The organism is Massilia frigida, assembly GCF_011682175.1.
Classification (GTDB): Bacteria; Pseudomonadota; Gammaproteobacteria; order Burkholderiales; family Burkholderiaceae_D; genus Telluria_A; species Telluria_A frigida.
In genome coordinates this window covers 170,460-183,444 of record NZ_WHJG01000008.1, presented here as the reverse complement: position 1 = coordinate 183,444, position 12,985 = coordinate 170,460, and the positions used below count along the sequence as shown (strand labels likewise).

Here is a 12,985-nt window from a genome sequence, read left to right as displayed (position 1 = left end):
GTCGTCTGGCCGGCCCGCGCACCGGGCATCGTGTTTGATCCACAGCGCGACGGACCGGGGACGAAGCGGGCGGACGAAGCGGACGGGAAAATCGCTCAGTGCATCGGCCCTGCCCCGCTCTCTTTCGATATGGTGCCGCGCCACGCGCCCGTTTCGCTGCCGCGCTGCTCCAGCATGTCCTTGAAGCGTTGCAGGTTGGCGCGCGCCTGCATGCGGACGGCCCCGGCCATATCGCCCAGGGTTTCCAGCGCGTCTTGCGGTTCGTAGTACAGCTCAAGCGTGACATTGGTGCGCCCGCCCGACAGTTCCTTGAACCTCACCGTGCCACCGTTCGGCGTGCCGGAAGTGCTGCGCCAGGCGATTTTTTTGTCCGGGACCTGCTCAGTGATGTCGGCATCCCACTCGATGACCTTGCCGAACACGTCCGCCTTCCAGTGCAGGCGCTTGTCGTCGAGCTGGCGCACTTCATGCACACTTTCCATAAACTGTGGAAATTGCTCGAACTGCGTGAACTGATCGTAGACAGTGCGCACCGGGAGATCGACGTCGATACTGACACGCGATTCACTGCCCTTGTCGCCAGGCTTTTGCATTTGCTTGGCCAGCAAGGTTCCACCGACCGCAACAGCCACCAACCCGAGAATACGGCTCAACATGGTTTCCTCCTGATTATCGATTGAGATGAGTCAGCGCAGCCGGAGCGGCTTGTCGCCATGCGTCCTCGTGCGGGCGACGCTCGCCGCAGCGGCCTTGCGGAGACCATCCATGTTAATCCTGTCCCTGGCGCGGATGAATAGGCGTTATCGCAGAATTGGTGTAGGAATGCGCTTGCCGCCACTATGTCATGTAGTCCGGCAGGCGCGCGCCGGCCCAGGCAGCGGCAGCGGCAGCGGCAGCGGCAGCGGCAGCGGAAGTTTGCTCGTCCGGCTGCGCCAAGTCCGGGTGGATCGCGCCGATATCAAGCCATCAGGGTCGCCTGCGCGCGTAGTTTGCGAGGCATACTCAGGCGGGGTGTTCGCGGTCGGCGCCGATGCGCAGGCGGGTATCGCCCAGGTATTCGTGAGGTGGAATTTCCAGGTTGCTCGGGGCCGGAACGTTCTTGAAGACGCGGCCGGCAAGGTCGAAGCGGGAACCGTGGCAGGGGCAATAAAATCCGCCGCTCCAGTCGCCGCCCAGGTCCGCCGGCGCCACCTCGGGCCGGTACACGGGCACGCAACCGAGGCGCGTGCAGATGCCGGTGGCCACCAGAAACGCCGGGCGGATCGAACGGGTCGGATTGGCCGCATACGCTGGCTGCTGCGCTTGTTCCGAGCGCGGATCGGCCAGGCGCGCATCGTTGCAGCGCAGCAGAGTCAGCATGCGCTCGGTACGGTGCAGTATCCACACCGGCCGCCCGCGCCACTCGATGGTGAGCAGCGCTCCCGGTGCGATCTGGCTGATATCGACTTCGACCGGAGCACCGGCGGCCTTGGCCGCTTCGCCCGGCGCCAGGCTTTCCACGAAAGGAATCGCGGCGGCGGCCAGCACGGCGCCACCGCTCACGCCGGTTGCCGCGAGCAGCCATTGTCTACGGTCCCGATTCAGTTTGGCGTAGCCCGGCATAGGTATTCCTGTCGTAGCGGCGAGGTTTGAACGGCGCAGCGCGGAGGCGCCTCGCCGGTACCCGCCGACGCAAGTCCTCCACTCTGCGAGTTGCTGCCTGATCTTCTCGAACCAGCCCTTGCCCCATTTGCCGCCCGCCGTTTTCTTCTCGATATCGTCGATCTGCTGGTACATCGGCTTGTAGTCTTTCTTGTCGCCGTAGCCGAGCAGCTCGGCAATGTTCAACTGGTCGCGCGCGGCCGCAATGCTCTGGGCCAGCTTGTCGTTTTCATCCTTGCTGCGGTTGGCTTTTTCGGCAAGCGCCTGGGCCGCCTTGATCTGTTCCTCCGCCCGCAGCCTGGGCAGCGGCACCACCTCGGTCGTCACCACCAGGGTGTTGAGCATGGTGCGCAGCGCCGTCTTCGCTTCCTCGGACTTGCCGGCGTCGATCAGGGGCGTGATGGCCTTGATCGCGGCCGGATAGGTTTCCAGGGGAATATTGAGCGTGCGGAACTCGACATGAGGGGATCGGGGGGAGCCGAATCTCCGCAGCGCCTATCGCCCGCATATGATTGGACTGCGGCGGCGCCCAACGGTTCCACGCGTCGCACCAGAAATCGGAGGGCGTAAGCGAAGACTGGACATGGGAAAACAAAAAACCCGCAGTCTCATGAAGAGCGCTGCGGGTTTTTTGTCAGTCCGGGAGCAACCCGGACAGAATTTTGGCGGAGACGGTGAGATTCGAACTCACGATACAGGTTACCCCATATGCGTCCTTAGCAGGGACGTGCCTTCGGCCACTCGGCCACGTCTCCATCCCGGCCTACACAATATTGCTAAGCCAGAAGACCAAGATCATACCGGATTCCTGCGGCGGCGAACAGGGCCGCAGCACCCTCTTCCCGAAAAAATTAACGCTTCGCCGGGGCATGCAGGCAAACAAAAACAAAAAACCCGCAGTCTCGTGACGAGCGCTGCGGGTTTGTTGACAGTCCGGGAGCAAGCCGGACAGAATTTTGGCGGAGACGGTGAGATTCGAACTCACGATACAGGTTACCCCATATGCGTCCTTAGCAGGGACGTGCCTTCGGCCACTCGGCCACGTCTCCATTCTGCCCAGTAGGTTTCACCAGATCAGAAGACCAAGATCATACCGGCTGGGCGTGGATTTTGCAATGATGCGCACCCACTTTTTGGAAATATTATGCTTTTTCCAAATCAAACGCTTTATGCAGGGCGCGCACCGCCAGTTCCATGTACTTTTCATCGATCAGCACCGAGATCTTGATCTCCGAAGTCGAGATCATCAGGATGTTGATGCCCTCTTCCGACAGGGTGCGGAACATCTGCGACGCCACGCCCACGTGGCTGCGCATGCCCACGCCGACCACCGACACTTTCGACACCTTGGCGTCGCCCGAAATGCTGGCCGCGCCGATATCGGTCTTGACGCCTTCGAGCACGCCCATCGCCTTCACATATTCGCCGCGCGAGACCGTGAACGTGAAGTCGGTCTTGCCTTCCACCGACTGGTTCTGGATGATCATGTCGACTTCGATGTTGGCATCGGCCACCGGCCCCAGGATGTGGTACGCCACGCCCGGCTTGTCCGGCACGCCCAGGATGGTGATTTTGGCTTCGTCGCGGTTGAATGCGATGCCGGAGATGACAGCTTGTTCCATATTTGTATCTTCCTCAAACGAAATCAGGGTGCCCGAGTTGGCTTCTTCTTCGAGCGGCATCAGGGGATCGGTCAGCGACGACAGCACGCGGGTCGGCACGCGGTAATTGCCAGCGAATTCGACGGAACGGCTCTGCAGCACTTTCGAGCCCAGCGAGGCCAGCTCCAGCATTTCTTCAAACGTAATGGTCTTCAGGCGGCGCGCTTCCGACACCACGCGCGGGTCGGTCGTGTAGACGCCGTCGACATCGGTGTAGATCAGGCATTCCTGGGCCTTCATCGCCGCCGCGATCGCCACGGCCGAGGTATCCGAGCCGCCGCGGCCGAGCGTGGCGATGTTGCCGTTCGCATCGACACCCTGGAAACCGGTGATGATCACGATCTTGCCAGCATCGAGGTCGGCCTTGACCTTGACGTCGTCGATCGATTCGATGCGCGCCTTGGTGAAGGCCGAGTCGGTCTTGATCGCGACTTGCCAGCCGGCGTACGAGACAGCCGGCTTGCCGATCGCCAGCAAGGCCATCGCCAGCAAGCCGACCGAAACCTGTTCACCGGTGGAGGCAATCATGTCCAGTTCGCGCGGATCAGGCTGGTCCATCAATTGTTTTGCCAGACCGATCAGGCGATTGGTTTCGCCGGACATTGCCGAAGGCACAACAATAATCTGGTGCCCCGCGTCATGCCACTTGGCGACGCGTGCCGCAACGTTCTTGATGCGGTCGGTCGAGCCCATCGACGTTCCGCCATATTTGTGGACGATTAAAGCCATAAGAGTGAAGTTTCCGCTCGGTTAATGAAAAAGGAGGGCTTTACTCTACATGCTGCGATGCAGAAAAACAAGGCAGTCGGCGGCCAAACCTATATGTTATTGCTATATCGAAATTACGTTTCTGCGTAGTCGTCAGGCCGGGCGCGCTTCCCAGCGCAGGCTGACCAGGGACGCCGGAGTGGAACCGAAGTGATGGCAATCCATGCCGATGCCGGCCGCGAACAGTAAATCCTTGCCGCTGGTCACAACCGGCAAGCGCTCGCGCTCCCAGGCGGGCACGTTGCAAGCCTGGTAGTGGTACTTGAGCGGACGCGTGGGCCGGTTGGCGGCCGGTTTGAGGCGCTCGCCGCCCTTGCGGAAGTCGATTTGCAAGGACTGGGCGCGCAGCCAGCCAGCCTCGAAACCCTGCTCCGCCGCGTCGAAATGCAGCACCCCGCCGTAGGCCGGGAATGCCATGCTCGCCTCCCCGCTCCAGGTGAAGCGCTCGCCTTCCTTGACGAAAACGCCCTCGTCGTCCGGATCGCGCTGGCCGGCCAGGTCGGCCAGCCTGGGCGTGATGTACAGGCGGTCGCGGTGGCGCCGGATGTGGCAGTCGGGGTGCGTCACCAGCAGCTGCGCGTCATGGCGTGCTTCGACCAGCTGGGTCACCATTTCGGTCAGCCAGGCGGTGGACGGCATGCGCAGCGCGCGCAGGCCGAACCAGTAGCGCAGCATATTGTAGGCGCGCGCCAGGCTCATTCCACGCAGTTGGGCGACGTCGATGCAATCGCCGACCAGGCAGCCGGCCAGGTCTTGCACGGCCAGTTCGGTCAACAGGCGCTGGGCCGACTGCGCGTGCGCGGCGCTGCGCGCAAAGCGTTCCTGGTAGCCGGGAAAGGCCGTGGCCAATGCCGGCATCACCTGGTGGCGCAAGGCATTGCGGGCATAGCGTGGATGGGTATTCGATTCGTCCTCGACCCAGGCGATGCCATACGCGGCCACGTAGGCTTCGAGCTGCTGGCGCGAGACCGGCAGCAAGGGGCGCGCCATCACCAGATCCGGGTTGCCCAGCAGTTCGGGCGCGGCGTTGGCCGCATCCATGCCGGACAGGCCGGCCGTGCCGGAGCCGCGCAGCAGTTGCAGCAGCACGGTTTCGGCCTGGTCGTCGAGATGGTGGGCGGTCAGCATCAGGCGCACGCCATGCTCGGCGCACAGGGCGCCCAGGGCGGCGTAGCGCAGCTTGCGCGCGGCCGCCTCGACGCCCGATTTGGTCTTTTCCAGCACCACGCGGCGCGCCGCGAACGGCACGCCCAGAGCGGCGCAGGCCGCTTCGCAATGCGCCAGCCAGGCATCGGCGTTGGGACTGATGCCGTGGTGGACGTGGAAAGCAAACAGGGGAATATCGCTGGCGGACGCGTACTGCGCCGCCAGGTGCAGCAGGGCCGAGGAATCGAGCCCGCCGCTGTAGGCGATGGCCACCGATGGCGCCATGGCCCCGCCTTGTGCACGCAACGCGTCAAGCGCCTGCGCAAACTGCGCTGCAAGCGCTGCGTTGGTGGTCTGGTTCACTCTTCGGCCGGCGTCGTTTCTTTGAATTTGCCGTAGCTCATCAACTTGTTGTGACGGGCTTCGATCAGATCCTTGGTCTTCATGCCGTGGAACTGGCGCAGGGTGTCGGCCAGCGCGCGCTTGAGCATCACGGCCATGCCCTTCGGATCGCGGTGGGCGCCGCCCAGCGGTTCGTTGATGATCTTGTCGATCAGGCCCATCGCTTTCAGGCGGTGCGCGGTCAGGCCCAGCGCATCGGCAGCGTCGGAGGCGCGCTCGGAGGTTTTCCAGAGGATCGATGCGCAGCCTTCCGGCGAGATCACCGAGTAGGTCGCGTATTGCAGCATCAGCACGGCATCGCCCACGGCAATCGCCAGCGCGCCGCCGGAGCCGCCTTCGCCGATGATGGTGGCGATCAGCGGCACCTTGAGTTCGGCCATCACGTACAGATTATGGCCGATGGCTTCGGACTGGCCGCGCTCTTCGGCATCGATGCCGGGGAATGCGCCCGGCGTGTCGACGAAGGTGAAGATCGGCAAGCCGAATTTTTCAGCCAGCTTCATCAGGCGCATGGCCTTGCGGTAGCCTTCCGGCTTGGGCATGCCGAAGTTGCGCAGCGCGCGCTCCTTGGTGTCGCGCCCCTTCTGGTGACCGATGACCATGCAGGCCTGTCCGTTGAAGCGGGCCAGGCCGCCGACGATCGACAGGTCGTCCGCATAGGTGCGGTCGCCGTGCAGTTCGTGGAAGTCGGTAAAGATTTCGTTCACGTAGTCCATGGTGTACGGACGTTGCTGATGGCGCGCAATCTGCGACACCTGCCATGGCGTGAGCTTGGCGTAGATATCTTTGGTCAGTTGCTGGCTCTTCTTGGCCAGACGGTCGATTTCTTCGGAGATGTCGACCGCCGAATCGTCCTGGACGAAGCGCAGCTCTTCAATTTTGGCATCAAGCTCTGCAATCGGCTGCTCAAAACTGAGGAAAGTTTGTTTAATCATGATACCTCCGGGTAAATTCTGGCCGCAGCATACCCCACCGCACGGCCACTTCAGGCGCTATTCTACCGGAACCGGATCGAGGCTACGCCACAAATACCACGTAGCGACCGTTCTCCACGGCTCCCAATTGGCCGACACCTCGCGCGCATCGCTGCGCGATACCGGTTCGCCGGAAAAGTAGTTCTGGCTGATACCTTGAATCAGGCCGGGATCGTCCAGCGGCAAGACATTCGGACGCAGCAGATTAAATATCAGAAACATCTCCGCTGTCCAGCGTCCGATGCCGCGAATCTGCACCAGCTCGGCGATGACGGCTTCGTCATCCATCTCGGCCCACTGGTTCGCGTGCACGCGCTTGGCCTTGAAATGGTCGGCCAGGTCAAGGATGTATTCGGTCTTGCGCTTGGACAGTCCGCACGCCGACAATTGCTCGGCGCCGGCCTTGATCACCTGGGCCGGCGTGATCTTGGGACAGGCCGTGAGCAGCTTGTTCCAGGCCGCATCGGCGGCCTTGGTGGTCACTTGCTGGCCCACCACCGAACGCGCCAGGGTCGTAAACGGATCGCCGTGGCCGACCAGGTGCAGGTCGCCGAACTGCGGGATCAGCTTTTTCATGATGCGGTCGCGCTTCATGAGTTCGATCTTGGCTTGCTCCCAGTACTCAGGTACCTCCAGCGGCGGCGGGGTGGCCCCCGCCGTTTCCTTGGTTGGCGCCATCATGCGCGGCGCCAGTTGGTCGTGCCGTCCGGCTTGTCCTCGAGGACGATGCCGGCCGCCAGCAACCCGGCGCGAATGCTGTCGGACTCGGCGAAGTTGCGTGCTTTTTTCGCCTCGCTGCGCTTGGCGATGGCCGCCAGGATGGCCGCTTCGTCCAGGCCGCCCTCCTCGCCGCCGGCTTGCAGGAATGCCTGCGGCGCGCGTTCGAGCAAGCCCAGTACGGCCGCCAGCGCCTTGAACTGGCGCGCCAGCTCGACCGACTTGCTCTTGTTGAGCTCCGTGGCGAGATCGAACAGCACGGCGATCGCGATCGGCGTGTTGAAGTCGTCGTCCATCGCTTCGCGAAAGCGGATGGCGTAGGCTTCGTTCCAGTCGACTTCCAGCGCGGCGCCGGTATCGATGCCGGCCAGCGCCGTGTACAGGCGGGTCAAGGCGGACTTGCCATCCTCGAGGTTGGCCACGCCGTAGTTCAGCGGGCTGCGGTAATGTCCGCGCAAGATAAAGAAGCGGATCACTTCGGCGTCGTACAGCTTGAGCACGTCGCGGATGGTGAAGAAATTATTCAGCGACTTGGACATCTTGACGGCGACCTGGGTCTCTTCGTCGACCACGCGCACGAAGCCGTTGTGCACCCAGTAGTTGGCCATCGGATGGCCGAACGCGCCTTCGGACTGGGCGATCTCGTTCTCGTGGTGCGGGAATTGCAGGTCGGCACCGCCGCCGTGGATGTCGAAGTGCTGGCCCAGGGTCGCGCACGACATGGCCGAGCATTCGATATGCCAGCCCGGACGCCCGCTGCCCCAGGTCGAATCCCATTTGACTTCGTCCGGCTCGGATTCCTTGGACGCCTTCCACAGCACGAAGTCGAGCGGATCGCGCTTGCCGGTATTGATATCGACCCGTTCGCCCGCGCGCAAGTCGTCGAGCGACTTGCCGGAAAGCTTGCCGTAGCCGGGGAAATTGCGCACCGAAAAATTGACGTCGCCATCCTCGGACTTGTAGGCCAGGCCCTTCTGTTCGAGCTGGGCGATGATCGACAGCATCTGCGGCACATAGGCGGTTGCGTGCGGCACCACGTCGGGCGGCAAAATGCCGAGCGCCGCGGTATCTTCGTCCATGTACTTTTCGAAGCGCGAGGTCAACGAGAAAATCGACTCGCCGTTTTCGACGGCGCGTTTGATGATCTTGTCTTCGATATCGGTAATGTTGCGAACATACGTGACCTGGTAGCCCGATACCTTGAGCCAGCGGTAGATGACGTCGAACGCCATCATCATGCGCGCATGGCCGATATGGCAGTAGTCGTAGATCGTCATCCCGCACACGTACATGCCGGCTTTGCCGGGCTCGATCGGGGTGAATACCTGCTTTTCACGCGCAAGCGTGTTGTAGATCTTTAATTGGCTCATCGGATTCTTACTCGTTACAGCGGGCGCCGCGCCCGGGCAAAACGACAACCGGGCGCGATCGCCGCAGTGGGCGCGCGCCGGTCAGGCGTAGTTTGCATCGAGATCGTCGGAGCCCTCTGTCTTGTTCTTCTTTGATAGAATGGGACGTTCTGTACAAAGTATAGCATTGTTAAAATCCCGGCTGGCCGCATATGGATCAGGTTTATTTTTACGGTAAAGGCTTGACAGCCTCTCCGCCATATAACAACAAGCACCTCACGTCAAGGATTTCAAATGCAAGATTCGTTATTGTTCCGCATGCCCCTGGTAGCCCGTTTCCTCACCCTGTTCTGCGGCCTGACCCTCAGTACCGCCGTGCTGGCAAGCGATACGCCGCACGTCTCGCTCAAGACCAGCATGGGCGAAATCGTCCTTGAACTGGACCAGGAAAAAGCCCCGAAAACCGTCGCCAATTTCCTCCAGTACGTGAAAAGCGGCCATTACAAGGGATTGATTTTCCACCGCGTCATCAACGACTTCATGATCCAGGGCGGCGGCATGGATGAAAAGATGCTGCCGCGCCGTACCAATAAACCGGTCCAGAACGAAGCCAAGAATGGCTTGCTGAACGTGCCCTACTCGGTCGCCATGGCGCGCACCCAGTACCCGAATTCGGCCACCTCGCAGTTCTTCATCAACGTCGCCGAAAACACCAATCTCGACTATCCGGGCCGCGACGGCTTCGGCTACACCGTGTTCGGCAAGGTCATTTCCGGCCAGGACGTGGTCGATAAAATCAAGGGCGTGATGGTCGACGATGTGCGCGGCAACCAGAACGTGCCCGTCATGCCTATCGTCATCAAGTCGGCAACCATCGTGAAGCAGTAAAATAGCGGGCGCATGCAAGCACCCTCACAACAACTAACCAACAGGACACCAATATGGCCGTACTCATCACCACCAACATGGGCAACATCACCGTCGAACTGGACGCCGAAAAAGCACCGAAATCGGTTGCCAACTTCCTCGACTACGTGGCCAAGGGCCACTACGACAACACGATTTTCCACCGCGTCATCGGCGACTTCATGATCCAGGGCGGCGGTTTCGAGCCAGGCATGAAGCAAAAGCCAGCCGAGCAAACCGTGGAAAACGAAGGCAAGAACGGCCTCAAGAACGAAATGTACACCCTGGCCATGGCCCGCACTTCGGCGCCGCACTCGGCATCGGCGCAGTTCTTTATCAACGTCAAGAACAATAGCTTCCTCGACTATCCAGGCCAGGACGGCTGGGGCTACGCCGTGTTCGGCAAGGTCAGCGAAGGCACCGACGTGGTCGACAAGATCCGCAAGGTCAAGACCGCCAACAGCGGCATGTTCGCCGACGTGCCGGTCGAGCCAGTGATCATCGAAAAAATCACGGTGATCTAAGCATGATGCGCGAGCAAACCACACCGGCAGTGCAGCGATGACCCTGCCCGCGCGAACGCTCGCGCTGTTTATCTCCGACCTGCATCTGCAGGCCGCGCATCCGCGCACGGTCGAGGCCTTCTTCGCTTTCCTGGAAGAACGCGCGATGGCCGCGCGCGCGCTGTACATTCTGGGCGACCTGTTCGAGTACTGGGCGGGCGACGACGACCTCGGCGCCCCTCTGCACCGCCAGATCGCCACGGCCATCCGCGCCGTGCGCGACGCCGGCATTCCGGTCTACTGGATCGCCGGCAACCGCGACTTCCTGGTCGGCCAGGCGTTTGCCGACGCCGCCGGCATGGCGTTGCTGGCCGAGCCGCACATCGCCGACATCGGCGGACAGAACATCACGCTGGTGCACGGCGACGCCGAATGCACCGACGACATCAACTACATGGAATTTCGCAAGCAGGTACGCCAGCCGGCCTGGCAGGCGCAATTTCTCGCCATGCCGCTGGCCCAGCGCAAGGCGATCATCGCCAACCTGCGCGAAGGCAGCAAGGAAGCGCACAGCACCAAGACCATGGACATCATGGATGTCACGCCGCAGGCGATCGACGCGCTGTTCGCCGCCACCGGCACCAAGGTCATGATCCATGGCCACACGCACCGCCCGGCGCTGCACGAGAAAGACGGCACGCGCCGCTACGTGCTGCCGGACTGGGAACCGGATGGCGAGCCGCCGCGCGGCGGCTGGATCGCCATCGGCGACGATGGCGCCATCACCCGCCACGACCTCGACGGCAAAGTGATCGGCTGACACACCTCGCGCCGCCGGCCATGCCGCGCGGCTGTCAGTCCGCCGGCAGCGGCGTGTGCAGCACGGCGTAGCTGGTCAGGCCAATCAACATACCGTTCCCGATCGCGATACCGCCGAGCACCGGCTTGCCCCATGCCAGCGCCGGGGTCGATACGGTGCCATCCGGCTTGACCTTGCGCAGCAAGCCCTGCCCGCTCAGATACATGTCGCCATTCGGTGCAAACGCCATTTCCACGTTCCCGTGAAAGCCCAGCATGGCGGTACGGGCCGGACCGTCACGGTCGCCCATCCAGCCCGGCGAGCCCGCGAACAAGGCCGGCTTGCCGTCCTTGCTGAATTTGTACAGGGCCGCCCTGCTCCTGTCACCCACGTACAGGTTGCCTGAGCGATCATAGGCGATGCCGGCCGACTGAAAGGAAGTCCCGAACACGTCGCCAAAGCCATCGCCCATGTCGGCGATCAGTGTGATCACCCTACCGGAAGGCAAGATGTGGCGTACAGAGTCATAGCCGGCAATCGCCACGTTCTCGTCGGCGTCGACAGCAATGTCGACCACGTCGCCGCCGCCGCCACGAGAATGCGCCAGAACCGTGGTGGTCGAGCCGCGCTGGAGCAGGGAAATCCGTTCCTCGTCGACCACGTACACAGCGCCGTTCGGGCTGACCGCAACGCTGTAGGGATGCGTGAAGACGGCTCCCTTGACGCCATTGCCGGCAAACACGCTGACCACGCCATCCGGGCTGACCATGCGCACGACGTTGGCCTGGTAATCGGCGATGTACAGATTCCCGTCCGCATCGGCGGCCGTGCCATCGCGCCGGTTAAAGCGCGCCGCAGTGCCCTTGCCGTCCACGCTTGCGCCGGTGACTGGGGTCGCGGCCGATGTCGTGACCACGCCTGATGGCGTGATCGTGCGGATCGCCGGTGCGCCGGCATCAAGTGCCAGCACGTTGCCCGACGCATCAACCAACAGTTGGCTAAGGTACGAGAAACGCGCTTGCGCTCCCGTGCCATCGCGCACGCCACCACCCTTGCCGTCGCCCGCCACCGTGGTGACCACGCCGCCCGGCGTGACCTTGCGCAAGGTGTCGTAATCACCAATATAGACATTGCCCGCCGCATCGGCCACCAAGGCGCGCGGCGATCTGAAAATAGCTGCGGCGCCACGGCCGTCGCGCACGCTCTCCGCGCTGACGGCTTGATTGCCGCCCGCGATAAACGTGGCCAGCCCGCCGGCGATGCGATAAATGCGCGCGCTTTCAACCACGTAGAGCGAGCCGTCGCCAGCCACGGCAATGCGCGTGGGCAGCCTGAGGATCCGCTCGTTCGCAGGGTCGTTGGTCCAGTTGACCCGGGTCACCACGCCGGCCGGAGTCACGCGGCGGATGCCGCCCTGCTCGATCACCAGGTAGTCGCCATTGATGTCGAGCGCAATCTCGGTCGGACGGTTGAACAGCGCTTGGGCGCCCACGCCGTCAAGTGGCATTCCGGTGCCGTAATCGCTCAGGCACACCGCTTCGGTCACGCCGGCCAGCGTGCTGACCACGCCGCCCGGGGTAATCTTGCGCAAGGTGTTGTTGCAGGTATCAGTCACGATCAGATTGCCCGCTGTATCGACGATGATGCGCGACTGGGAATTGAAGTTGAAGCTGGCCGCGCCGCCGGCGCCGTCCTGACTGCCGTAGCTGGCGACCGAACCGGCCAGCACCGACATCGCACCCGACGGCGTGAGTTTGAAGACGACTTGCTTGGCGCGGTCGATAATATACGTGTTGCCGGCCTTGTCGCGCGCCATGCCGCTCGGTGTCTGAAGCACGGTTTCCTTGCCGGCGCGCACGGATTGCATACAGGTGATGCCGAGCGCGGCCATGTCTTCGTCACCCGCGGCCATATAGTCGACGGCACCGGCGCCGCACTTGGACGCCGGGGGCGCCACCACAACGGGAGCGGCCGGGGTGGACGACCCGCCCGATCCGCCGCCACCGCAGGCCGTGAAAAACAGGCATGCAAGCAGTGCAGCGCCGCGACGCGCTGCCGTCGAAGGGGGAAAAGGCAGTTGGTTGTGTGGCATTGGGTCTTTTATCTATCTGGAAAATAT

General features: G+C 62.6%; 11 protein-coding genes and 2 tRNA genes. 3 read left to right on the top strand and 10 right to left on the bottom strand.

Translation table 11 applies throughout. The features are described from left to right. Positions 1-95: 95 nt before the first annotated feature. The 9 genes from F2P44_RS10935 to cysS form a co-directional block, all read right to left on the bottom strand. The gene (locus F2P44_RS10935) at positions 96-656 is read right to left on the bottom strand and encodes an SRPBCC family protein (protein ID WP_167086726.1); all 561 of its coding nucleotides are present in this window, start codon (positions 654-656) and stop codon (positions 96-98) included. Positions 657-1,002: 346 nt separating this feature from the next. Then, positions 1,003-2,133 carry a ubiquinol-cytochrome c reductase iron-sulfur subunit gene (gene petA, locus F2P44_RS36345; RefSeq protein WP_308610091.1) on the bottom strand — a complete coding sequence of 377 codons (1,131 nt, stop codon included), beginning with the start codon at positions 2,131-2,133 and terminating at the stop codon, positions 1,003-1,005. Between the two features lie 171 nt (positions 2,134-2,304). Beyond that, positions 2,305-2,396 (bottom strand) — tRNA-Ser (locus F2P44_RS10920). A gap of 202 nt (positions 2,397-2,598) precedes the next feature. Next, positions 2,599-2,690, bottom strand: a tRNA-Ser gene (locus tag F2P44_RS10915). Positions 2,691-2,783: 93 nt separating this feature from the next. Beyond that, positions 2,784-4,031, bottom strand: a complete 1,248-nt coding sequence (locus F2P44_RS10910; RefSeq protein WP_167086725.1) for an aspartate kinase — start codon at positions 4,029-4,031, stop codon at positions 2,784-2,786. A 132-nt stretch (positions 4,032-4,163) separates the two neighbouring features. After that, a complete protein-coding gene (gene tilS, locus F2P44_RS10905) occupies positions 4,164-5,579 on the bottom strand; it encodes a tRNA lysidine(34) synthetase TilS (RefSeq protein ID WP_502572630.1) in 1,416 nt (471 codons plus the stop codon). Then, positions 5,576-6,553, bottom strand: coding sequence for an acetyl-CoA carboxylase carboxyltransferase subunit alpha (locus F2P44_RS10900; RefSeq protein WP_167086724.1), 978 nt, complete (start codon positions 6,551-6,553; stop codon positions 5,576-5,578). The genes tilS and F2P44_RS10900 overlap by 4 nt, the downstream gene beginning before the upstream one ends. Positions 6,554-6,610: 57 nt before the next feature. Then, positions 6,611-7,270 (bottom strand): DNA-3-methyladenine glycosylase family protein, encoded by a 660-nt coding sequence (locus F2P44_RS10895; protein ID WP_054268220.1) that lies wholly within the window; start codon positions 7,268-7,270, stop codon positions 6,611-6,613. Next, a complete protein-coding gene (cysS, locus tag F2P44_RS10890) occupies positions 7,270-8,679 on the bottom strand; it encodes a cysteine--tRNA ligase (protein WP_167086723.1) in 1,410 nt (469 codons plus the stop codon). Before cysS ends, F2P44_RS10895 begins: the two co-directional genes overlap by 1 nt. A gap of 273 nt (positions 8,680-8,952) precedes the next feature. Here cysS and F2P44_RS10885 point away from each other — a divergent pair, with 273 nt between their 5' ends. The 3 genes from F2P44_RS10885 to F2P44_RS10875 are packed head-to-tail and all read left to right on the top strand — an operon-like array spanning position 8,953 to position 10,887. Next, a complete protein-coding gene (locus tag F2P44_RS10885; RefSeq protein ID WP_167086722.1) occupies positions 8,953-9,546 on the top strand; it encodes a peptidylprolyl isomerase in 594 nt (197 codons plus the stop codon). 53 nt (positions 9,547-9,599) lie between these two features. Then, positions 9,600-10,088: a peptidylprolyl isomerase gene (locus F2P44_RS10880; RefSeq protein WP_167086721.1), complete on the top strand. Its 489-nt coding sequence runs from the start codon at positions 9,600-9,602 to the stop codon at positions 10,086-10,088. A 37-nt stretch (positions 10,089-10,125) separates the two neighbouring features. After that, positions 10,126-10,887 (top strand): UDP-2,3-diacylglucosamine diphosphatase, encoded by a 762-nt coding sequence (locus F2P44_RS10875; RefSeq protein WP_167086720.1) that lies wholly within the window; start codon positions 10,126-10,128, stop codon positions 10,885-10,887. A 34-nt stretch (positions 10,888-10,921) separates the two neighbouring features. Here F2P44_RS10875 and F2P44_RS10870 read toward each other — a convergent pair whose 3' ends face one another. Then, complete coding sequence (locus F2P44_RS10870) at positions 10,922-12,958, bottom strand: NHL repeat-containing protein (RefSeq protein WP_167086719.1); 2,037 nt, start codon at positions 12,956-12,958, stop codon at positions 10,922-10,924. Positions 12,959-12,985 lie beyond the last annotated feature (27 nt).